This window comes from Paenimyroides ummariense, assembly GCF_900115115.1.
Taxonomy (GTDB): domain Bacteria; phylum Bacteroidota; class Bacteroidia; order Flavobacteriales; family Flavobacteriaceae; genus Flavobacterium; species Flavobacterium ummariense.
In genome coordinates this window covers 21,001-44,915 of sequence record NZ_FOVI01000003.1, presented here as the reverse complement: position 1 = coordinate 44,915, position 23,915 = coordinate 21,001, and the positions used below count along the sequence as shown (strand labels likewise).

Sequence of the window (23,915 nt, the reverse complement as noted above, 5' to 3'; positions counted from 1 at the left end):
CAAAAGTTTAAAACATTATTTATTTTTGCAGCATGCACACATACAATAAAGTAGTTTTAGCTTTAGGAAGCAATTTAGGAAACAAGAAAGAAAATCTGCAAAATGCCATAAACCACATACATAATTATATTGGTTTCGTAGCGCAGGCATCGGCAATTTACGAAACGCCTTCGTGGGGTTTTGACAGTTTTCAGTTTTATAATATGTGCATTTTGATTCATACAAATTTATCGCCCGAAAAATTGTTGGTTGAACTAAAACAAACCGAAAAATTATTGGGCAGAAAAACCAAAACGACTGATAATTACGAAGCACGTACCGTTGATATTGATATTGTTTATTTTAACGATTTTGTTTTTGATTCGGTTGATTTAAACATTCCGCACAAAGAACTGCAAAACAGAAAATTTGTTTTAGTTCCTTTAAATGATTTAATTTTCGATTGGAAACATCCCGTTTTACAGAAATCAACCGAAGAATTATTATTGATGTGTTATGATGAATCTGAAATAAAAAAAGTAGATCATATTGATTTACCGAAAGATGATTTTACCATTAGAACTATAAGATTTCTGGCAATTGAAGGAAATATAGGATCTGGAAAAACATCTTTAGCTGAAAAAATTGCACAAGATTTTAATGCAAAAACTATTTTAGAACGCTTTGCAGATAATGCTTTTCTGCCAAAATTTTACGAGGATCAGTTGCGATATGCCTTTCCGCTGGAAATGTCATTCCTTGCCGATCGATATTCCCAGCTAAATGAAGGTTTGGGTCAGTACGATTTATTTAACGATTTTATAGTTGCCGATTATTACATTTATAAGTCGTTAATTTTTGCACAAGTTACGTTGGATACCGACGAAGCTTTGCTGTACAGAACCATTTTCGATGTTATGAATAAAGAAACCACAAAACCCGATTTGTATGTTTATTTATATCAAAATACAGAAAATCTACTTAAAAATATAAAAAAACGAGGCAGAACTTACGAGGAAAATATTCAAGCTGAATATTTAGATAAAATCAACCAAAGTTACAGTGAGTTTATTAAAACCCTACCACAAGAAAATGTGTTGATTATTGATGTTTCCCAAAAAGATTTTGTTGAAAATCACGAAGATTATTTGGAAATATTGAAGCTTATAGATGATAAAATATTATCTATTCCCAACAGGTAAAGCAACCTGAATTAATATAGCTTCTACAGTTGGATCGGAAACATATTTTCTAAAATCTTGGTAGTTCTTAACTTGATGGCGCGAATATGGTTTGTAAATATGCCACAAATATTTTTTTTCTTCCTTAAAATATTCTTTTATAACGTCGTAAGCATTAGCATTACAAGAAATTCCTGATGTTGGATATTGAATCAACAATTGCTTAATAGAATCTATAGTTGGTACTAATTTATTTTCATCTGTTAAACCAACTAAAGGTGGTAAGTAAAAACTAGTTTTAAAACCCTTATTTTTAAAGGTTTTCAAATTATGCATCTCTGTAGATTCTACCAAAATATTTTCATTTTTCAACGAATACTTTTTTGTTAGTTGATCTAGTATTTCTGCAGATTTTTCAGCATTGATCTCCGAAAGATTTTTAAAATCTAACCACAATTTTAAATCTTTATCGCTTATTTTAGAAAAATAAGTGTCTAAATTTAAGTTTACTGACTCAGCCGGTGGATGATTCACATCGAACGTATTGTTAATCGAATCAAAAACCAAATCTAATTCAATGCCTTTATAAAACTTTTGGGTGTAGTTCAGTTTTTCTAAACTATTTACACGATGAGCCCAAACTTTTGATTGATATCCAACGTATTCTAATTTATATGGATTAAAAACATAAGCGGTAACTGCTACAATTAAGACAATAATAAAATTTATTTTCTTTTTATTTCTCTTTAATACGCTCATCATAATTTACATCTTTTAAAACAATTCGTTTTTTAAACTGAAAATTTGTATTAAAAATACTTTTTGTTGGCTGAAACTGATCAAACTTAATACGAGATAAATCAGAAAAACTGTAAATAAAATCTTCTAAATTGTACTTTCTTTCTAATTGACTGCTAAAATTAATTGTTGATTTTTCTTTGTATCTATCTGAAGTCCAAATGATAAAAGGAATCTCAAACATAGCATTAGATCCAATGGATTCGTGATGACCAAAATATTCATAATCTTTAAAAACTTCTTCACCATGATCAGAAAAATAAATCACGTAACTATTTTTATTGGCATTTTTAACCGTTTCAATAATCTGACTTACGATGAAATCATTGTATCTTATTGAATTATCGTATTCATTAATTATCTGATGTGCTTCTTCTGTTTTAAACTGAGTTTGAGGTTCATCTGTAAAAAAATTAAAATTTTCAGGATATTTTTTATGATAACTTATATGACTTCCTTCTAAATGCAAAAAAATCATTTTTTTTGATGCTTTTTTATTGATTGTTTCCTTTAATTTAGGAAGCAAAATTTCATCGTATTTATTAGTGTCTTCATAAATATTTGAAACATAAAATCTGTTTTTACTTGCTTTTGCATACAATGAAACCAACGATTCATAAGCCCCGATTGGTTTTTGATTTGACAGCCAATACGTTTCAAACCCAGCCTGATTTGCCAATTGTATAATTGTTCCCAACTTATTGCTTTCAGGATGTTGATAATCGCCCATACTTAAAATTTTATCTAAAGACAAAATAGTTTGTATATGCGGACTTATAACATTTTTAAATAAATGCAATTCGTTTTTTATTTTGTTAAGATTTGGATTTGTGTCTCTGTAATATCCGTAAATCCCCATGTTATTTCGGGTAGTTGATTCGCCGATAATTACAACATACAAGGCTTCCTCATCATTATTTGTAACATTGGTAAAATATTTTGAAGTACGTTTGGAAATATCCTTTGAAATTTCTGCTGAAAACGTTTTATATTCCAAATAAGTATTAAAAACCAATAAAGACAAACTTCTTTCGTAGAATCGGTAAGATATAGCCACACAAATGAGAGCAATAACCTCAATATAATAAGTACGTTTAAGTTTAATGCCAGATTCTACCTTAAAAATTAATATTGTAAGTGTAAAAATATACATAACGGCAATTAAAACATGATACCACTTAGAGTAACTGTTAAAAAAACCTTTCGCTTCATTATAATTTGTTTCAAAAACAGTATAAAGAACGGCATTATCAATAAAATTAAAGAAATTAAGTAAAGTAAAAATCTTTATAAATAAAATGCTGTAAAATGGTATTAATAGAATTAAGCTTACAATATTTTTAAGTATTTTTTGATTAATTAAATTGGTAAATAATATAATGAAAACTAAAATTGCACTATTGAATAATAATTCCTTTGCGATAAGTTTTAAAGAGAAATCATTAAAATACATCACTCCGCCAATTGCAAAAATCGGTATCAGCAGAAATGTAATTATTAATATACAATTTTTGAAGTTTCTCATTTACAATACATTCATTTTCTGAAAAATATCCCAAATTACAATGCCGCCGCTTACTGATACATTTAAAGAATGTTTGGTACCTAATTGCGGAATTTCAATAACAGCATCGCTACTATCAATAACCTGCTGGTATACTCCTTTTACTTCGTTACCAAAAAACAACGCATACTTTACATTACTTTCAACAGTGAAATTATTTAGCATTACAGATCCTTCTACCTGCTCTACCGAAAGTATTTTTACGTTTTCTTTTTTTAAACGATCAACCACCTGCATTACCTCTTTTTCATATTCCCAAGCAACCGTTTCGGTGGCACCTAAAGCTGTTTTATGAATTTCTTTGTTGGGTGGTGTTGCTGTAATTCCGCACAAATAAATTTTCTCAATTAAAAAAGCATCGCACGTTCTAAAAAAAGATCCAATATTGTGCAAACTTCTAATATCATCTAAAACAACAATAATCGGCGTTTTTACTGCCTGTTTAAATTCTTCAGTATTTTTGCGGTTTAAATCGTCTAAAATTAATTTTTTCATTTTAAAATTTTAAAGCTATAAAGGTAATACCTTTGCACGAAAAATCTAAAATATGTTCGCTTACGTTGTAAAACATATCATTACATCGCAAATTATCATATATACAATTCGATGTTTACTGGGCTTTTTAATCGGATATTTCCTAATGATGCAATTTCCAAAGTTTGAATTATTCTGGACGTTGTTATCCATAATTTTAGTAATATCACCCGAAGGAAAAGATTCCCAAAAACTGACCATTGACCGAGTTCGATCGAACTTTATAGGGTCTATCGTTGGGTTATTGTGTCATTTGATTTATTCAACAAACTTGTATGTTTTAATTGGCGGAATTATTTCTACCGTAATTATCTGTTATCTGTTTAAAGTAATGAATATGAGTCGCGTTGCAATTGTCGCATTTTTAATCGTAATGCTACAATCACACAGTTTAGATGAATCAATTGCACCTATCTTTCGATTTTTAACCGTTGCAGGCGGTTGCCTTATTGGTTTAACTATTACGGTTTCTACATCAATCGTCATTAAAAAATTGCGCAAACATTACAACATCAATTCTTTATCAAAAATTTAATAAAAAATAACGCAACCTGTTTAAGTTGCATTTTTTTTGTGTTTTAGATATGGTATATTTGTAATCCTATAAATTTTCAGAACAATGTCTACAAAGGAAAAAGAGAAAAAAGAAACGCCGTTAATGCAGCAATACAATCAGATTAAAGCAAAGTATCCCGATGCTTGTCTGCTTTTCCGTGTGGGCGATTTTTACGAAACCTTTGGCGAAGATGCTGTTCGTACCTCAAAAGTTCTGGGTATTACCTTAACAAAACGTGGTGCAGGTTCTACCAGCGAAACCGAACTTGCTGGTTTCCCTCATCATTCTTTAAATGTGTATTTGCCTAAATTAGTAAAAGCGGGTTTGCGTGTGGCAATTTGTGATCAGTTAGAAGATCCTAAAACTACCAAAACCATTGTAAAACGTGGAGTTACCGAACTAGTTACGCCCGGTGTTGCCATTAATGACGAAGTGTTACAATCTAAAAGCAACAACTTTTTGGCGGCTTTGCATTTTGGAAAGAAAAATATTGGGATTTCCTTTTTAGATGTTTCAACGGGCGAATTTTTAACATCGCAGGGAAACGAAGAATATATTGACAAATTGTTGCAGAATTTTAAACCGAGCGAAGTTTTGGTTCAAAAAGGAAATAAAAATCATTTTCTGCACAATTTCGGTAGCGATTTTAATCTGTTTTATTTAGAAGATTGGATTTTTAAAGACGATTATGCTAACGAAAGTTTAACCAATCATTTCAAAACCAAATCGTTAAAAGGTTTTGGAATTGATGAGTTGCAAGAAGGAATTATTTCGTGCGGAGCAATCTTGTATTATCTTTCTGAAACACAGCACAATAAAATCCAGCATATAACAAATATTCAGCGAATTGCCGAAGATGCCTATGTTTGGATGGATCGATTTACCATTCGAAATTTAGAGCTTTACGGTTCTGCAAACGAAAATGCCACGACCCTTTTAGATGTGATCGATAAAACATTGTCGCCAATGGGCGGACGTTTGTTGAAACGTTGGCTGGCGTTGCCTTTAAAGGATATCGATGCCATCAATAAGCGTTTTGATGTGGTTGATTATTTTAAATCGAACAGTGAAATTTTACAGAATTTTCAGTATCAAATCAAACAGATTTCAGATTTAGAACGATTGATCTCAAAACTGGCTACAGGAAAAATATCGCCTCGTGAATTCGTTATTTTAAAGGAAAGTTTAGATGCAATTATTCCTTTGAAAGAAACCGCGTTGAAATCTAAAAACGATGCGTTGAAAGTTATTGGCGATAATTTACATGCCTGCGAATTGCTTCGTGAGAAAATCGCTACAACCATTTCTGCCGATGCTCCTGTCGCTTTAAATAAAGGTAACGCCATTGCAAACGGGATTAATGAAGAGTTAGATGAATTACGAAATATATCGCACTCAGGAAAATCTTTTTTAGAAGCAATTGAAAAACGTGAAAGTGAAATCACTGGAATTACTTCGTTGAAAGTCGCTTTTAACAACGTTTTCGGTTATTATATCGAAGTTAGAAACACCCACAAAGATAAAGTTCCCGATACCTGGATTCGCAAACAAACTTTAGTTAGTGCCGAACGATACATTACAGAAGAACTAAAAGAATACGAAGCAAAAATTTTGGGAGCCGAAGAACGCATTTCTAAGATTGAAGCCGATATTTATGAAAAATTCATGATGTGGTGTTCGCAGTACATTCAACCAGTGCAAATGAATGCTAATTTAGTTGCGCAGTTAGATTGTTTGCAATCGTACACGCAATTGGCTATCGAAAATAATTACGTGCGAGCAGTTTTAGAAGACAATCATGTGTTGGAAATAAAAGATGGTCGTCATCCGGTAATCGAAAAACAGCTTTCGGTTGATACACCTTACATTGCAAACGATGTGTATTTAGACACCGATTCGCAACAAATTATTATGATTACCGGACCAAATATGTCGGGTAAATCAGCAATATTACGTCAAACTGCATTAATTGTTTTGTTGACGCAAATGGGTTGTTTTGTTCCGGCAAGTTCAGTAAGAATGGGCATTGTAGATAAAATTTTTACTCGCGTTGGTGCATCAGACAATATTTCAATGGGCGAATCTACTTTTATGGTAGAAATGAACGAAACGGCATCTATCCTAAATAATTTAACCAACCGCAGTTTGGTTTTGTTAGATGAAATAGGTCGCGGAACATCAACCTACGACGGCATTTCTATCGCTTGGGCAATTGCAGAATATATTCACGAGCATCCGCAAAAAGCAAAAACGTTGTTCGCAACACATTATCACGAATTGAACGATATGCACGAACAATTCAGCCGTATTAAAAACTATAATGTTTCGGTTAAAGAATTAAAAGACAACGTGTTGTTTCTTCGCAAGTTAGTTCCAGGCGGAAGCGCTCACAGCTTTGGTATTCACGTTGCAAAAATGGCAGGAATGCCTAATCTGGTGGTTCAAAAAGCACAAAAAATATTGAAGAAATTAGAAGCCAGTCACAAAACCGAAGGAACTGCCGAAGCGTTAAAACAAGACGATTTACAACTATCAATTTTTAAATTAGATGATCCTATTTTGGAAGAAATTCGCGATGAAATAACAAATTTAGATATCAATACCCTGACTCCGGTTGAAGCTTTGATGAAACTGAACGAAATCAAAAAAATGGTTTCTAAAAAGAAGTAGTAACATCGTTTTTAGTTGTTGGTTTTAGCTTTAAAACTTTCGACTTTAAGAATTTTGAGTTTAATAATATGTCGATCAAAAGAAACAAAACCTACCGCCGAACACGTTACTTGTTGTACAAAGAAACGTTAGTTGATTTTAAAGAACATTTTTGGGCTTTTGTAGGATCTTTCGTTGGTTTGGGAACCATAAGTTTTCTGCATTTTGAAGGATTATCAAAATATGATTTGACATTGATGATTGGATCTTTCGGGGCAAGTTGCGTTTTGATTTACGGAGCAATCGGAAGTCCGCTGGCACAGCCTAAAAACCTTTTTAACGGACACTTAATTTCTGCAATAATCGGCGTTACCTGCTACAAAATTTTAGGTGATTATGTTTGGATTGCCGGTCCGTTGGCAGTTTCACTTTCAATCATCGGTATGCAAATGGCAAAATCGCTGCATCCGCCTGGTGGCGCAACGGCTTTAATTGCAGTTACTGGCGGACCATCAATCACTAATTTAGGGTATGAATATGTTTTTTCGCCTGTTTTAACTGGTGTTACCATTTTATTTATTGCAGCGCTTATCTTTAATAATATTCCACATAAAAGACAATATCCAGTAAAATCGTTTCCAAGGATGTATAGAAAAAAAGCAAGAATTAAATAAGTTCTTGCTTTTTTTGTTTGAACTATTTAGAACTATTTTTCTTACTTTTAATTAAAAAAATTTCTGTTGAAAATAACCACAAAAAATATTTCAAAATGGCAAAAAATCATCACAAATAATTTTCATTAAATCAATAACATATACTATTTTTGCAGCTTAAAAACAACGAACAACAATAATGAGTACATCTAAAAAAATTCAATCGGCACTAATTTCAGTATTTGATAAAAACGGATTAGAGCCAATTGTTAGAGAATTGCACAAAAACAACGTAACTATTTATTCAACAGGCGGTACCGAAACGTTTATTTTAGATTTGGGAATTCCGGTTGTACCAGTAGAAGACGTTACTTCATACCCATCAATTTTAGGCGGACGTGTAAAAACGTTACACCCGAAAATTTTTGGTGGAATTTTGAACCGTCAGGACAACGAAACCGATGTTCAACAAATGAAAGATTATGCAATTCCACAGATTGATTTAGTTATTGTTGATTTGTATCCGTTTGAAAAAACAGTTGCATCGGGTGCTGATGAAGCGGCAATTATCGAGAAAATAGATATCGGTGGAATTTCATTAATCCGTGCAGGTGCTAAGAATTTTAAAGATACCGTGATTGTTGCATCGGTTGATGAATACGAAACATTCTTGAATTTTTATACAGAAGAAAACGGATCTACAACCTTGGCTCAACGTAAATATTTAGCTACAAAAGCGTTCCATACTTCATCGCATTATGACGGAGCTATTTTTAATTATTTCAACCAGGAAATAAACGAACCGGTTTTAAAAATTAGTGAAAGTGAAGCGCAAACGTTGCGTTACGGAGAAAACCCACATCAAAAAGGAATTTTCTACGGAAATTTTGACGAATTGTTTGAGAAGTTACACGGAAAAGAGTTATCTTACAACAATTTATTAGATGTTGACGCTGCCGTTAATTTAATGAACGAATTTAAAGGCGATGCACCTACATTTGCTATTTTAAAACACAACAACGCTTGTGGTGTAGCTCAAAAGCCAACCATGAAAGAAGCGTATTTGGCGGCTTTGGCTGGAGATCCAACATCGGCTTTTGGTGGCGTTTTAATTGCAAACGGCAACATTGATAAAGAAACAGCAGAAGAAGTTAACAAATTGTTCTGCGAAATTGTAATTGCACCTAGCTATGATGCCGAAGCTATTACTATTTTACAAGAAAAGAAAAACAGAATTATTTTAGTAATTAACGATGTAAAATTACCAACAACACAAGTTCGTACGTGTTTAAACGGAATTTTATTTCAAGATAAAGACAACGTAACAGATACTAAAGAACATTTAACCAACGTTACAACTTTAGTAGCTGATGCTGAACAGATCGAAGATTTATTGTTTGCATCGAAAATTTGTAAACACACCAAATCGAACACGATTGTTTTGGCGAAAAATAAAGAGTTGTGTGCTTCGGGAACCGGACAAACATCTCGTGTAGACGCGTTAAGACAAGCAATTGATAAAGCAAATGCGTTTGGTATTGATTTAACAGATGCCGTAATGGCAAGCGATGCGTTTTTCCCTTTCCCTGATTGTGTGGAAATTGCTAAAAATGCAGGTATTAAAGCTGTTATTCAACCAGGCGGATCAATTAAAGACAATTTAAGCATTGATTATTGTAACGAAAACCAAATGGTCATGGTAACCACTGGTATCCGTCACTTTAAACATTAAAAACATAACGGAATAGTTTAACTTAACACCATTTTAAAATTTATATGGGATTTTTTGATTTCATGACCGAGGAAATCGCTATGGACCTTGGTACTGCAAATACTTTAATAATACATAACGGAAAAGTTGTAGTTGACAGCCCTTCTATTGTAGCTCGCGACCGTGTTTCGGGAAAAATAATCGCTGTGGGTAAAGAAGCCAGCTTAATGCAAGGAAAAACACATGACAACATTAAAACTATTCGTCCGTTAAAAGATGGTGTTATTGCAGATTTTGATGCTTCTGAAAAAATGATCAACCTGTTCATTAAAAGCATTCCTGCATTAAAAAAGAGATTATTTACACCGGCATTGCGTATGGTTGTTTGTATTCCTTCGGGAATTACAGAGGTTGAAATGCGTGCCGTTAAAGAATCATGTGAACGTGTAAACGGTAAAGAAGTATATTTGATACACGAACCTATGGCAGCTGCTATTGGTATTGGTGTTGATATTATGCAACCAAAAGGTAACATGATTGTTGATATAGGTGGTGGTACTACCGAGATTGCTGTTTTGGCATTAGGTGGTATTGTTTGTGATAAATCGGTTAAAATTGCCGGTGATGTTTTCACTAACGATATTATTTACTACATGCGTACACAACACAATTTATTTGTGGGTGAAGGAACAGCAGAAAAAATTAAAATTGAAATTGGTGCTGCTATCGAAGATTTAGATCAGGGACCAGAAGAATTAATGGTTCAAGGTCGTGACTTGTTAACAGGTAAACCAAAACAGGTAAACGTATCTTACAGAGAAATCGCGAAAGCATTAGATAAATCAATTCAGCGTATTGAAGATGCCGTAATGGAAACATTATCGCAAACGCCACCGGAATTAGCTGCCGATATTTACAACACCGGTATTTATTTAGCAGGTGGTGGATCTATGTTAAGAGGTTTAGATAAACGTATTTCTCAAAAAACAGATTTACCGGTTTATATTGCAGAAGATCCTTTACGTGCAGTTGTTCGCGGTACAGGAATCGTAATTAAAAATATCGAAAAATTCAAAAGCATCTTAATAAAATAAAACCGCACATTTTATATGCAGCAAATCATATATTTTATTACAAAAAACAGTACTAAGCTACTGTTTTTGCTGCTTTTAGTAGTTTCATTGTATCTCACCGTACAAACGCACTCGTATCATCAAAGTCAAATGCTGCACAGTGCCAATTTTGTGTCTGGTACTATTTATGAAAAAACCAATAGCATTACCGAATATTTACATCTAAAAGACGAAAATAACCGTTTGGCAGAAGAAAATGCCAAAATGAAACAAATCTTGTACAATAGTCAATTGATTATTGATAGTACTTTTGCTGTGAATCCGGAAATACGTTTTGCTCAAGATTATAAATTGTTTAATGCAAAAATCATTAAAAATTCGTATTTTAAGAAAGAAAATTATTTAACCATTAAAGGCGGTAAAGTTAACGGCATTAAAAAAGATATGGGTGTAATTAACTCTAAAGGAGTTATTGGTATTGTGGAAAATGTTTCAAAAAATTACGCTACCGTACAAAGTATCTTAAATACGCATACTAAAATTGGTGCAAAAGTGAGCAATACTAATCACTTTGGAACTATTACTTGGGACGGAAAAAATGCAGGTTATGTTCAGTTAATGGATATTCCAAAATTGGCAGCATTGCGTAAAGGCGATTCTATTGTAACGGGTGGAATTTCTACTATTTTTCCTGAAAATGTTCCGGTTGGTTTGGTTGATAAAGTATTTACCTCTAAAAATTCAAATTTCTATACCATCAGCGTGCGCTTGTTTAATGATATGACGAATATTAGTTCGGTTTATTTAATAGAACACGTTCACATTAAAGAAATTACAGAATTAGAAGAACAAACAGTAAGCGATGAATAATACCACAATTTTAAATACATTCCGTTTTATTGTTCTTGTATTTTTTCAGGTAACAGTATTCAATAACATCCATTTTTTTGGATTTGTAACGCCGTATCCGTACATTTTATTTATCCTTTTGTATCCTTTAAACACAAACCGACATTTGTTTTTGATTTTTAGCTTTTTGTTGGGATTAATTCTGGATATCTTTAATAATTCGGGTGGTGTGCACACTACAGCCTGCATAACGTTGGCATTTGTCCGAGAAAACCTGTTAAAAATGGCATTTGGTTACAGTTACGAATTTCACATGATGCGCATTACCGATAAATTTTCATCAGAATTGGTAACCTATGTTGTAACCAGCGTTTTAATTCATCATACACTATTAATTAGTTTAGAAGTTTTTAACTTTAACTTTATTCTGGAGATTTTATTACGCATTGTAACATCGTCTGCCTTTACAATTATCCTAATATTTTTAATCATCGGATTAATTAAATCGCCTCGAAAATGAGAAAACTTTTGTTTCCCATAATTGTAATTACCGCTGCAATAATCATTGTGGCAAGGCTTTTTTATTTACAGATTGTCGATGATTCTTTTTTGAAAAAGGCAGATATGAATGCACTAAAAATAGTGTACGAATATCCTGAACGCGGTTATATTTATGATCGTACCGGGCAACTTATGGTAGCAAACCAGCCAAGTTACGATATCATGGTTATTCCTAACGAAGCAAAAAATATTGATACGCTTGAAATATGCTCTATCCTTGAAATTACGAAAGACGATTATATTAAAAAATTAGAAAAAGCAAAAGTATATTCCCCAAGATTGCCTTCGGTGTTTTTGGCACAGTTAACCAAAACCGAATTTGCTGCTTTTCAGGAAAAAATCCGTCATTTTAAAGGATTTTATATTCAAAAGAGAAATTTACGTGATTATCAGGTTGATTTTGGAGCGAATGTTTTTGGATACATTCGTCAGATCAACGAAATGGAATTAAAAAAACGTCCATACTACAAATCGGGTGAATTGATTGGTATGCGCGGTGTTGAACAAGCTTACGAAGAAGATTTACGCGGAATTCGAGGTGTTCATTACATTCAAAAAGATAAATTTAACAAAGAAATAGGACCTTTTAAAGAAGGAATTTATGATACCGTTGCCGTAAAAGGGAACGATGTTACTATTACAATTGATAAAGATTTACAGAAATACGGTGAGGAATTAATGATTCGTAAACGCGGTGGAATTGTAGCTATTGAACCTAAAACAGGTGAAATTTTGGCATTGGTTACAGCTCCGTCTTACGATCCGGGGATGTTGGTTGGTCGTGATCGTTCAAAAAATTACACCAAAATTGACACTATTCCGGGAAAACCTTTCTTTGATAAAGTATTACAAGGACAGTTTCCTCCAGGATCTCCTTTTAAAATTTTAACTGGATTAATCGGTTTGCAAGAAGAAGTGATTGATACACAAACGGGATTTTCATGTAGCCATGGTTTTTATGTTGGAGGCAGATTTATGAAATGTCACGACGCTGGAACATGGAATCTTCACCCTGCTATTGCTAAATCTTGTAACACCTATTTTGCACAAACCTATATGCGCATTATCAATAAATATCCAACATCATCACAAGGCGTCGATGCCTGGTATAATCATTTAAAAAGCTTTGGATTAGATCAGTATATGGGTTATGATCTGCCATCTGGTCAAAAAGGTAGAATTCCAACATCAGATTATTATAACAAACAATACAAAGGCTGGAACTGGAAAAGTTCTACAATTGTTTCAAATTCAATTGGTCAGGGCGAAGTTGTAATGACGCCTATACAATTGGCAAATGTGATGTGTGCCGTTGCAAACGAAGGTTATTATTATACGCCCCACATTATCAAAAAAATCGAGAATAAACAGATTGATAAATCGTTCATTCAGAAAAAACAAACTACGATAGATAAACAACATTTCAGACCTGTAATTGAAGGTTTGGCTGAAGTTTATAAAACAGGAACTGCAAGCCGATTACAAATTCCAGACATTAATATTTGCGGTAAAACGGGAACGGTAGAAAACTTTGCGACAGTTGATGGTGAGAAAGTAAAACTACAAGATCACTCGGTATTCCTGGCTTTTGCACCTAAAGAAAATCCTAAAATTGTTATAGCGGTTTTTATTGAAAACGGTAGCTGGGGAGCAAGTTGGGCAGGACCTATTGCTTCGTTAATGATCGAAAAATATCTGAAGAAAGAAATTACCCGAAACGATTTAGAAAAACGTATGTTAGAAGGTGATTTATCTGCAAATTATATTTTAAAAGATATTTCGGATAAACAAAGAGAAGAAAAAGACCGTTTAATACGTTTAGAAAAAGAACGTCAGTTAAAATTAAAAGCCAAGCAAAATGGTAAAAACTAAACATTTAGAAAACCAAAGCGTCATTGCCAATGTAGATTGGCTAAGCATATTTTTGTATGCCGTGCTTGTTATTTTTGGCTGGATGAACATTTACTCGGCGTCTTTACCTTTAGAAGAAACATCTATTTTTGATTTAGGTCAGATTTACGGAAAACAGCTATTGTTTATAGGATTAACCATCCCTATGATCATCGTACTGCTTTCGTTAGACACCAAAGTCTATGAAAAATATTCCCTTATTTATTATGTTATTGGCATTGTTCTATTGATGGGATTATTCGTTTTCGGTAAAACCATTAAAGGTCAAACCAACTGGTATCAGTTTGGCGGAATCAGTTTACAACCGTCGGAATTTGCTAAAATAGGCACTGCTTTGTTTCTTTCTAAATACATTACCGAAAGTCAAACTACCTTTCAAACACTAAAAGAGCAAGCCATTGCAATGGGAATCATTTTTTTACCTGTTGCTTTTATCATGCTGCAACCCGATGCCGGATCAGCAATGATTTTTGCTGTTTTATTTTTGGTGTTATATCGCGAAGGTTTTCCGGGTTGGTATTTATGGACAGGTTTTTTAGCCATGCTATTGTTCATTTTAGCGTTAGTCATTCAACCTGTTTTTCTTATTCTTCTAATAGTTGCTGGGTGCGTAATACATTTTTTCTATAATAAAAACATTAGTCGAAATCCTTTTATCTATGCCATTTTAGCAGTTATCATGAGTGGTTTTGTTTTTTCTGTTGATTATGTTTTTGACAATGTTCTAGAATCACATCAAAAAGACCGTATTAATGTATTGTTAGGCGATGATGTGAATATGAAGAAAGAAGGATACAATTTAAATCAGTCAATGATTGCCATTGGATCTGGAGGATGGATCGGAAAAGGATTTTTAGAAGGAACACAAACAAAAGGCGGATTTGTACCTGAACAACATACCGATTATATTTTTACAACCGTGGGCGAAGAATGGGGTTTTGCCGGATCAATAGTTGTAATTACCTGTTTTATAACGTTAGTACTACGAATTGTTTATTTATCGGAAAAACAAAAAAATAATTTCGCCCGGATTTACGGATATTGCGTAGCCGCTATTTTGTTTATGCATTTCTTTGTAAACGTATCCATGCTTATAGGTATTTTCCCAACCATCGGGGTTCCTTTACCGTTCTTCAGTTACGGTGGATCAAGTTTAATTGCTTTCACCCTTTTATTGTTCATCTTTTTAAAGTTAGATGCCAATAAAGTAAACGAATGGTAAGCTAGCTGGCATACATTTTGTCTAATCAGAATAAAATTTTAATTTTACAAAAAATATGTACAAGATGAAAAAAATTGTTTTATTCACTTGTGTTGTAATGGGCATAAATTTTACAATGCAGGCACAAGTAAACGCAACCACACAAACAGTTGCTAACGATACCCTTAATGCTTTACCGGCTGTAGAAACGGCTGTTAATACAACAGCAGCTACTGCTACCGCAACTGCTGTTACAACTGCAACTAATTTCGATGCTGAAATTTTAAAGGCAGAAAAAGCCCGCCAACAAGCAGAAGAAAAATTAGCAAAACAAGAAGCAGATGCAGCTAAACGTGCAAAGAAAAAAGCAGAAAAAGAAGCTAAAGCTGCACAGAAAAAACAAAAAGAGTTTGAAAAAGAGCAAAAGCAAAAAATAAAAGTAGAGAAACAAGCTGCTAAAAAAGAAAAAAATATTGCTAAAGCAGAAAGCAACCTTAAAAAAGCTGAAAACAATTTACGCAAAGCTGAAATGAAATTGGAAGAATCTAAAAATGAATTTGAGCGTAAAAAGTTGAAAAACAAAATGGATTTCGAAAAGGAAATTAAAGAGAAATCAAAATTAGTTAAAATGGAAACAAAAGTTTCTGAACTTAAACTAAAAGTAAACAAACAAGAGCTTGAATTGAAAAAAGCTCAGATTAAATAACAAAAAAATTCCTGCAAAATGTAGGAATTTTTTTATCTATTCAACAAATATCTAATTACTGTTTCGGCACTGTGAAGCCCAAATAAACCGGGCATCCAACTGTTTGTTCCAAAAAACGATTTTTTAAAGTTCGATCCATCGGTCATTTTTAAACTGCTTTCGTCTGGTTTTTCTAAAGAGAAAACGGCTTTAACTCCGCTGCTTATTCCCATTTTCTTCAGCCTTTTTCTAATTACTTTGGCAAGCGGACAAACATCGGTTTTACTAATGTCTTTCACAACCACTTTGCTTGCAAGCATTTTACCACCCGCACCCATATTTGAAATCACCTTAACTCCTGCTTTTTTTGAAGCAACAATTAGATTTAATTTTGGAGTAATACTGTCGATACAATCTAAAACGTAATCAAAATCTTTTGTAACAATTTCGGTAGCACGTTCGGGCGATAAAAATTCCTGAACTCGCGTTAAATTTAATTCCGGATTTATATCCATTAATCTATCGCCAACTATTTCAACTTTTGGTTGTCCAACGGTTGAATGCAACGCGGGCAATTGTCTGTTAACGTTCGTAATATCAACCGTATCGCCATCAACAATCGTTACATTACCAACACCTGCACGTACAATAAATTCGGCTGCAAACGATCCTACTCCGCCTAAACCGACAATTAAAACGTTTGCATTTTTTAAAATCTCAATTCCTTCTGGTTTAAATAATAATTCTGCTCTTTCCTGCCAAACAGCCATTTAATGATAAATTGTGTAAATTTCTTCGATCGAAAAATCGATTCCCTTTTACTGGTTAAAAACTCTGTTATAATTTTCGTTAATTATAGGTTCTAAATTTCTATTTAAAACACGTTCTGCTTTGCTGTACACTTCAAAAATCGTTTGATCGATCATATCGGTTTCTAAAAAAAGTTGAGTTAACGGAATGGTCTTTAGTACATTTTCCAATTCCGGATTTTGCAACAGATATTTTCCAAACGATAAATAAAATCCGTTCTTAATCAAACTTTCGGCAACCTGACTATTCTTTGAAAAACCGTGAATAACCATTGGAATGGTTAGCTTTAGTTCTTTCTTGATTTCAATGATTTCCTGATAAGCCGCAACGCAGTGCAAAATTACCGGTTTTTTATATTTTTCGGCTAAAAGCAACTGCGGAATTAAAATCTTTTTTTGAATTTCTATCGAAGTTTCAATCCGTTTGTCTAAACCGCACTCGCCTACCGCTTTAAAATTTGGATGTTGAATTGTATTTTCAATCGCAGTTAAATCATCTAAAAAAGTATTTTCGTTCAAGTACCAAGGATGAATACCGGCAGTAAAATTGGGTAATTCCGTATTTATTTCATTTGGATATTGATTGACCAATTCTACAATTTCGCTATTGTTTGAAAACGTATGTGTATGAATATTGTAATACATAATTTAGAATTTTACTCCGGCTAAAATTTCAGTTTTCAAAAAATTAACATCGGGCGTAATTGGGCAAGAATAACCAATAGTATAAGCGCAGTAAGGATGATACGCTTTGTTAAAATCTAATACAATTTCTTTTCCTTTAGGAATTTCAATATCCAGATAACGTCCGGCTCCGTAAGTTTCATTTCCGCTGGTTTCATCAATAAAAGGCAAAAACAAATGCTTTTTGTAACCTTTCATTTTTATCAGATCGATGTTTTGATAGACTTCTAACTGAAATTTCTGATCGTTAATCGTAAAATGTAAAATACCGTAACGCTTGTAGTTTGCCTGATTTTTACCCGAAGTCGGCATTTTAAAAACCGGCTGATTTTTCAATCGTTCCAAAGTAGCTTTAACCACAAATTTTTCGTTGTAAGGATAGAAATTCAATCCTTTAAAATCTTTCAACTCATCCTCTTTTAAAGGAGTCGTTTCAATATTTAAATAGGATTCATTCAGTTCTTTTTGATATTCAAGAACTTCTTTTTCATTATGTTGAGAAAAAGTTAAATTGCTGCACAAAAGGAAAAAAATCAGTAATTTTCGCATATTATTTTTTTTCAAAATTACTATTTATTTTGTTTAACTTTTAAATATTAATTATCATGAACAATTTTAAAAGTCTTTGTTTTATTGCTCTTTTTGGTTTTTTAGGATTTAACAGTTTTGCACAAGAAAGCAAACCGGCAAATAATCAGGAAGCTGTTCAAACCACCTTTTCTGTTGAAATTAATGCCGATACAACGTTGGATGATCTTAAAAAGATCGAACAAATGCTGAAAGATGATTACAACGTAACGGTAAATTTTGAGAATGTAAAGATTGTAGATGAAAAGATTGTATCGATCCGCATGCAGCTTGTGAACGGAAATCAGTCGTTTATGAAATCTATTGATAATGTTAACCGACCAATTGATCCGTTTTCGATTAATCTTACAGGTGACAACGGAAAACATTATGTTAGTGTGAAAGGAAATTCTGAAAGAAGTCCATTAAACTTTTTTGGAAGTGATGCTTTTACAGCATTTGATTCGTTGTCTGAAAATACCCAAAGTTTACAATCTGATTTTTTGAATTTAAACAACGAAATGAAAAAAATGTACGAAGAAATGATGGCTTCGCAACAGAGATTTCATGAGCTTTTTAAAAATTTTAGAGAAGAAGCTGATAAAACTTCAGAGCAATTAAAAAGTGATTCCGAACCAAAAAACGAAAATCAGTCAAAATAAAACAAGTTCATTTTACGTTATATCCTAAAAACATAAAAACATGAAGAAACTTATTTGTTGCGTTATTGGGTTAACCGGATTATTTGCAAACGCGCAAGAAACAAAAGTAACATTAGAGAAACCAGAACAAAGAATTTACGCTGTTAGATCGATTGAATTCACAGGTTCTCATACAGGTTTAATAACAGTTTCGGGAAATTCTACATTAAACGATTTAAAAGAAATTGAAAAAACAGCACAAGATTACGGAATCAGCATTTCATTTGTAAATCAAAAATACAATAGAAATCAACTGGAATATACCGAACTTTTGTACCAAAATAACGGAAAATGGGAAACATTGACTTTTGGAACTGATAATTTAAGATTATTGCCTTTTAGTATTTCATTTTCAACCGATAAAAAAGAAGGAAAGGAAACAAGAAAATTTTCAATTAAAAACAATAAAAATGATCGCTCTGGAACTTCAACAGACATCGTTTATCAAATTATCTAACCAAATAAAAAAGACTTTCTCAGTCTTTTTTTAATTTTACCCTAAAATTTCGCAATGAAAAAATATATCGTGTTTTTTAGTTTTTCTTTATTGTATGCGTGTTCTACAAAATCGCAAGAAAACAATTTTAAAGAAGTTTTTACCTTAGATAAAAAGCATACCGAAGTTTCGGGAATGATTTTTCACCAACCAACCCAGAAATTATGGATGTTACAGGATAAAGGAAATCCGTCGGAATTGTATGTTTATTCGGTTGATGGAACTTTTGAAAATACGGTTACTGTGAATAATCAGGAAAATACCGATTGGGAAGATTTATCGCAAGATACCAATGGCAACATTTATATTGGCAATTTTGGCAATAACGACAACAAACGTAAAGACCTGCGAATTTTAAAAGTTGATGGATCTGATTTAACTTCTAATTCAATTAATATATCGCAAGAAACGACTTTTTATTACGAAGATCAAACCGATTTTCCACCTAAAAAAAGTAATTTATTGTACGATTGCGAAGCTTTTGTAGCCACAAATGATGCTTTTTATCTGTTCACAAAAAACAGATCAAAAGGTTTTGATGGAACTTTTTACGTTTACAAAGTGCCTAACAAAAATGGAAATTTTAAAGCCGAAAAAATTGCGACTTTAGAAACTTGCGGTCAGTATAAAAGTTGTGCAATTACCGGTGCAGCGCTTAATAAAAACGGAAACCAAATTGCTTTGTTAACGCACGATAAGGTGTTGTTGATTCCGTTTGTGAACGATAATTCTTTTAAACAAGAAAATATTACAATAAAAGAATTAGGTCATAATTCGCAAAAAGAAGCCATTACTTTTAAAAGCGATAAAGAACTTTTTATGGCAGATGAAAGCGAAAAAGGTAAAAAAGGCGGAAAAGTTTTTATGTTGGATTTAAACTAATATTATCTGCTCATCTGATTATTATTTAGAAAAGTCATCACTTCGAGCAGCGTAACGTAGTGAAGCGTATCGAGAAGTTTTCTATATGAATAAGTTCTCGACAAGCTCGAACTGACGAAAGTTTTAAAAACTTTATCAAGTAAAAAACTTACAAATTAATATTTGAAACTAAAAAGTAAATCCAATACCAAAACTTACCAAACTATTTTCTTTACTGGTAAAAATACCGCCGTAAGCCGTAAACGAATCCAACGCATTTAACCACAAACCACCACCGTAGCTGTGATACCATTGATTGTTGGGATCCCATTTATTCCAAACCTTACCAACATCGTATCCTGCATAAAAACCATAACTTAAAGGTAAAACTCCGTTAGTTATGTGTTTCATTTTATAACGGATATCCTGACTTGTTACAAACGAGGTATCGCCCATAAAACGCTGCTGACGGTAACCACGCAAGCCATTGTTTGCCCCTAATGTAGCCGCCTGATAAAAATGATAATCGTCGCCAAAAATCTTTTCTAACAAATAAGTTGATGACCATGTTAATTTTTTATCGTTAGAAATTGGTACTACAAAATTTAATTTAGAATTCAAATATTGATGCGTTTTATTAAAATCATCTGCAAAAAAACGATTCCCAAACAAAAGCATAAATCCTAAACCAACAGTTGGTTCTTGGGTATTATCGTAATTTTCAAACTGATATTTCAATCGGGCACCCACAAAATCGCTGGTATTGTATGAATCATTTAAACGTGTAAACAACTGTTCATCAATTAAACGATTATTCGTTTTTTCAATTTTTGTTGATTCATACGTTGCTCCGATCAAAAACGAACTTCCGTTGCGACCTTTCCATTCATACGCCGGTTTAAACTCCATTTGCGACGTTCTAACTCGGTAATAATTATCTCTGAAAGCACTTTTATCGTACGTAGCTAAATTATCAACCCCAAAAAAGTTTCTTGTAAAGTTTGATGAAGTTGCCAAAGCCTCCACATTCCAATATCCGGTGTTCGAATAATCTTTAAAACTACCTTTGTATGCAGCAAAAACGCCCGATGTCGCAAAATTGAACTTCACACGCAACTGATGCTTTTGCGAATACGGATTTTGGTTGAACTTTTTAATGGTGTAAGTTCCGTTTAAGCCCAACATGACACCGTTATCACGGTTATAACCTGCATCTGGTAAAATAGCCAATACATTTAAAGGTGCTTTGCGGTAATCGTACTGATTTAAATTGTACTGATCGCGCAAAACAACGCTTGCATTGCCTTTTTCTTCGATTGTAATTGGTTTTGATGCGTAATCGAAAATTTTTGTACTTGTTTTTGATGCTACATTGTAAACATCGTTATTTTTTCCGCCGATTAATTTTAAACGAATTTTAGATTTATCGCCAACAACTTTGATGTTATCATCATCATCTAACCCGTAAACCCAGATTTCTTTGGTTGTTTTTGGCATATATTTATAGGTTGCCATTAGCGTATCGCCCGAATTTTTATTGCGGTAATGGTTAACAACAACTTCATTTTTCGATGTATTTACAATGAACGTATCTTTTTTATTGGTCCCGACCACAATACCGTATTTGAACAATTCTTTGTAATACTTGCCTGAAAAATCGACTAATTTAGATCGGCGTTCTTTTAGAATTTCGATAATATCATCGCTGTACTGGTTACGAATTTCTTTTGGTAAACTGTTAAAAGCATCTTCAATAACCTGATCGTTCAAACCGTTTACAACATCTTCTGCCGCATGCTGCCAATCTTGCAAACTGGTGTTTTGAAGAAAAACTTTATCTAACGGAAATGCCGATTTTGTGATCCACCGTGGTTTCCCGTAATTGCCTTTAAAATGCTGCATGTGTCGCAACGGATTCAGCTTATTTGCAAGCATCAGTAATTTTCCGTCGATTTTTGCAAATGCTTGGTCGCGATCTCTTGGTATGGGCTGGTAAATAACATCCTTCCCTACTTTCTTCTCAACCCAACGCCATTGATCGGAATGACGATCCCAATCGCCAATTAAAAAATCGAAAATTCGGGCACGCAGATACATTTTCTCATCAACCTTATATTTTTCGTCTTTTTCTAAATTGGCTAATAATTCTTGTGTTCCAATAATATCATCGCCAGTTCCCAGCGAAGGAATGTTTGCCTGCGATTTGTGTGGACGTTCTTCGATCATATACAACTCATTTCCATAAGTAGCATTATATTTTCCGAGAGCATTCTGCTTGGGAACGTAAAATAGTTTTGGGTTGGTATGATACAGATCAACAGCATCAGACAATTGCCCTAAAATAAATGCAGTGTACGGATGCGAAGTGGTGTAATAATCATCGATAAATGTCAGCACAAAAGTATCTTCCAACTTATCTTGAATGTACGTATCTTTAAAAATTGCGGATTGCAAAAACTGTTTCGAGCTTTTACGCAAACCTCTCATTACATACTGCTTGCCTTCTTTATCTTCTAACCACAACGATAACGACTGATTGCCACCACCTGATATAATCGGCTTTAAACCACCGTACAATGTTTCTAAATTTGCCACGGGTGTATTCACCTTTGTACCGTAAATACTGCGGTAATGGTTGCCGAATAAATAGCGGTAGGTTTTTGATTTTTTTGTTTCTTCTGGCGGATAAACCGATGCCATTGTGGTTGTTTTGGTAACTTCAGGATAATTCCCGCTATAATCATCAGGACACATAATGGTTTTCTTGAAAACAATTTCTTCGCCAGAGTCGGTCATTTTATGAATAAAAACATCCACATGATTGTCTTCGTAAACTTTTAATGTTGCAAATCCCAAGCTGCCAATGGTGTAGCTGGTTGGTTGAACACTTCTGGTTTCTTCGGTTTTAGATCCTGCTCCGCTGATTAATTGTTTAATTCCATCATTTTCAATATATTGCAAATTATGCTCGTGACCCGAAACGAAAACCACCTGTTCTTTATCTTTTGTAAGGGTTTTTAATCGATCAACCATCATTCGGTAATAAGTGTGCTGCATATCAGCCGGACTTGCTCCTGATGTTTTTCGCAAATAATTGCCTACACTACCCAAAATTGGCAACGGAACTTTTTTATATGGAAAGAGATGATTTCGTGGAGAAAAATACCCGCCATGATTGCCGTTCGTAATCATTGGATGATGAATAGCGACAACCGTAACTTTATTTTGATTTTTATTAATTAAACTGCGGAATTCCTCAAAAAAATCCTCTCGATTTTTAACAATGCTTTCTTCGTTTATGTTCGGATATTTATCCCAATTCTGTATAAACCACTCACTATCAACCGTTATAATTGATAATTTATCATTTACCTCAACTACATCAATTGCATCGTGTTTTTTAGGCAGAAACGACTTCTTTCCCAACTTACTTTCAACATAAGCTTTTTGTTCCAACAAACCATCCAAACCATGATACCAATCGTGATTTCCAGCCAGAAAAATAGTTTTTCCGTTTACAAATTGTGCCAAATTTATCTGTGCATTCAGTTTTTCTTCCGCTAATAATCGATCTTTATCGCCAACTTTCGGCATTCCCAACGGATAAATATTATCGCCTATAAAAAGTAAGGTTTTGTTGTTATCGTTCTGTTTTAAATAACCTTCAACTATTTGCAGTAATTGTTGACCCTGCGGTTCATTGGCATTTCCGGCATCGCCCACAACCACAATTTCATGCAATAATTTGCCTTTACCTTCGTTAGTAATCATATCGCGAGAAAAATCCTTTCCAATTTGTTCATGAAAAGATGCACAGGCATTTAACAAATAAATGGCAAAAGCAAAAACAGAAATCTTTGCAATATGTAAGTTAAATTTCATAATTTTAATT

21 protein-coding genes are annotated in these 23,915 nt (G+C 33.3%); 14 read left to right on the top strand and 7 right to left on the bottom strand.

The genetic code is table 11. The features are described from left to right. Positions 1-32: 32 nt before the first annotated feature. The gene (gene folK, locus BM253_RS03115) at positions 33-1,181 is read left to right on the top strand and encodes a 2-amino-4-hydroxy-6-hydroxymethyldihydropteridine diphosphokinase (protein WP_091518955.1); all 1,149 of its coding nucleotides are present in this window, start codon (positions 33-35) and stop codon (positions 1,179-1,181) included. On the opposite strand, the gene BM253_RS03110 is transcribed toward folK, so the two are convergent. From BM253_RS03110 to BM253_RS03100, 3 genes are all read right to left on the bottom strand, one after another. After that, positions 1,161-1,922, bottom strand: a complete 762-nt coding sequence (locus BM253_RS03110; RefSeq protein WP_143095573.1) for a hypothetical protein — start codon at positions 1,920-1,922, stop codon at positions 1,161-1,163. The genes folK and BM253_RS03110 overlap by 21 nt on opposite strands. Then, positions 1,897-3,111 (bottom strand): phosphoethanolamine transferase, encoded by a 1,215-nt coding sequence (locus BM253_RS03105; protein ID WP_177205712.1) that lies wholly within the window; start codon positions 3,109-3,111, stop codon positions 1,897-1,899. Before BM253_RS03105 ends, BM253_RS03110 begins: the two co-directional genes overlap by 26 nt. A gap of 372 nt (positions 3,112-3,483) precedes the next feature. Continuing rightward, positions 3,484-4,017: an RNA methyltransferase gene (locus BM253_RS03100; protein WP_091518946.1), complete on the bottom strand. Its 534-nt coding sequence runs from the start codon at positions 4,015-4,017 to the stop codon at positions 3,484-3,486. 145 nt (positions 4,018-4,162) lie between these two features. On the opposite strand from BM253_RS03100, the gene BM253_RS03095 reads away from it, so the two are divergent. The 10 genes from BM253_RS03095 to BM253_RS03050 all read left to right on the top strand — a co-directional run bounded on the left by BM253_RS03095 (position 4,163) and on the right by BM253_RS03050 (position 15,926). After that, positions 4,163-4,591 (top strand): FUSC family protein, encoded by a 429-nt coding sequence (locus tag BM253_RS03095; RefSeq protein ID WP_245758437.1) that lies wholly within the window; start codon positions 4,163-4,165, stop codon positions 4,589-4,591. Positions 4,592-4,675: 84 nt separating this feature from the next. Continuing rightward, positions 4,676-7,282 (top strand): DNA mismatch repair protein MutS, encoded by a 2,607-nt coding sequence (gene mutS / locus BM253_RS03090; RefSeq protein ID WP_091518939.1) that lies wholly within the window; start codon positions 4,676-4,678, stop codon positions 7,280-7,282. A 68-nt stretch (positions 7,283-7,350) separates the two neighbouring features. Then, a complete protein-coding gene (locus BM253_RS03085; protein ID WP_091518935.1) occupies positions 7,351-7,935 on the top strand; it encodes an HPP family protein in 585 nt (194 codons plus the stop codon). A gap of 178 nt (positions 7,936-8,113) precedes the next feature. Further along, entirely contained in the window at positions 8,114-9,646 is a 1,533-nt protein-coding gene (gene purH / locus BM253_RS03080) for a bifunctional phosphoribosylaminoimidazolecarboxamide formyltransferase/IMP cyclohydrolase (RefSeq protein WP_091518932.1), read from the top strand. A gap of 44 nt (positions 9,647-9,690) precedes the next feature. Then, positions 9,691-10,719, top strand: coding sequence for a rod shape-determining protein (locus BM253_RS03075; RefSeq protein ID WP_091518929.1), 1,029 nt, complete (start codon positions 9,691-9,693; stop codon positions 10,717-10,719). Between the two features lie 15 nt (positions 10,720-10,734). Further along, positions 10,735-11,568 carry a rod shape-determining protein MreC gene (gene mreC / locus BM253_RS03070; RefSeq protein ID WP_091518926.1) on the top strand — a complete coding sequence of 278 codons (834 nt, stop codon included), beginning with the start codon at positions 10,735-10,737 and terminating at the stop codon, positions 11,566-11,568. Next, positions 11,561-12,067, top strand: a complete 507-nt coding sequence (locus BM253_RS03065; RefSeq protein ID WP_091518922.1) for a rod shape-determining protein MreD — start codon at positions 11,561-11,563, stop codon at positions 12,065-12,067. The genes mreC and BM253_RS03065 overlap by 8 nt, the downstream gene beginning before the upstream one ends. After that, a complete protein-coding gene (gene mrdA / locus BM253_RS03060; protein WP_091518918.1) occupies positions 12,064-13,980 on the top strand; it encodes a penicillin-binding protein 2 in 1,917 nt (638 codons plus the stop codon). The genes BM253_RS03065 and mrdA overlap by 4 nt, the downstream gene beginning before the upstream one ends. After that, positions 13,967-15,241, top strand: coding sequence for a rod shape-determining protein RodA (gene rodA / locus BM253_RS03055; protein WP_091518915.1), 1,275 nt, complete (start codon positions 13,967-13,969; stop codon positions 15,239-15,241). Before mrdA ends, rodA begins: the two co-directional genes overlap by 14 nt. Positions 15,242-15,305: 64 nt before the next feature. After that, positions 15,306-15,926 (top strand): hypothetical protein, encoded by a 621-nt coding sequence (locus BM253_RS03050; protein WP_143095572.1) that lies wholly within the window; start codon positions 15,306-15,308, stop codon positions 15,924-15,926. A gap of 32 nt (positions 15,927-15,958) precedes the next feature. Here the strand turns inward: BM253_RS03050 and BM253_RS03045 are convergent, their stop codons facing one another. From BM253_RS03045 to BM253_RS03035, 3 genes are read right to left on the bottom strand one after another with little or no spacing between them, the layout of a single operon-like run. Further along, positions 15,959-16,675, bottom strand: coding sequence for a tRNA threonylcarbamoyladenosine dehydratase (locus BM253_RS03045; RefSeq protein ID WP_091518909.1), 717 nt, complete (start codon positions 16,673-16,675; stop codon positions 15,959-15,961). 48 nt (positions 16,676-16,723) lie between these two features. Beyond that, the gene (locus tag BM253_RS03040; protein WP_091518905.1) at positions 16,724-17,359 is read right to left on the bottom strand and encodes a TatD family hydrolase; all 636 of its coding nucleotides are present in this window, start codon (positions 17,357-17,359) and stop codon (positions 16,724-16,726) included. 3 nt (positions 17,360-17,362) lie between these two features. Next, a complete protein-coding gene (locus BM253_RS03035; RefSeq protein ID WP_091518901.1) occupies positions 17,363-17,947 on the bottom strand; it encodes a DUF1684 domain-containing protein in 585 nt (194 codons plus the stop codon). 56 nt (positions 17,948-18,003) lie between these two features. Between BM253_RS03035 and BM253_RS03030 the strand changes: the two genes are divergently transcribed. From BM253_RS03030 to BM253_RS03020, 3 genes are read left to right on the top strand one after another with little or no spacing between them, the layout of a single operon-like run. Further along, positions 18,004-18,627: a hypothetical protein gene (locus BM253_RS03030; protein ID WP_091518898.1), complete on the top strand. Its 624-nt coding sequence runs from the start codon at positions 18,004-18,006 to the stop codon at positions 18,625-18,627. A gap of 40 nt (positions 18,628-18,667) precedes the next feature. Then, the gene (locus BM253_RS03025) at positions 18,668-19,123 is read left to right on the top strand and encodes a hypothetical protein (RefSeq protein ID WP_091518895.1); all 456 of its coding nucleotides are present in this window, start codon (positions 18,668-18,670) and stop codon (positions 19,121-19,123) included. 54 nt (positions 19,124-19,177) lie between these two features. Beyond that, positions 19,178-20,044, top strand: a complete 867-nt coding sequence (locus BM253_RS03020) for a hypothetical protein (protein WP_091518892.1) — start codon at positions 19,178-19,180, stop codon at positions 20,042-20,044. A gap of 168 nt (positions 20,045-20,212) precedes the next feature. Here the strand turns inward: BM253_RS03020 and BM253_RS03015 are convergent, their stop codons facing one another. After that, complete coding sequence (locus BM253_RS03015; protein ID WP_177205710.1) at positions 20,213-23,905, bottom strand: metallophosphoesterase; 3,693 nt, start codon at positions 23,903-23,905, stop codon at positions 20,213-20,215. Between the last annotated feature and the right edge of the window lie 10 nt (positions 23,906-23,915).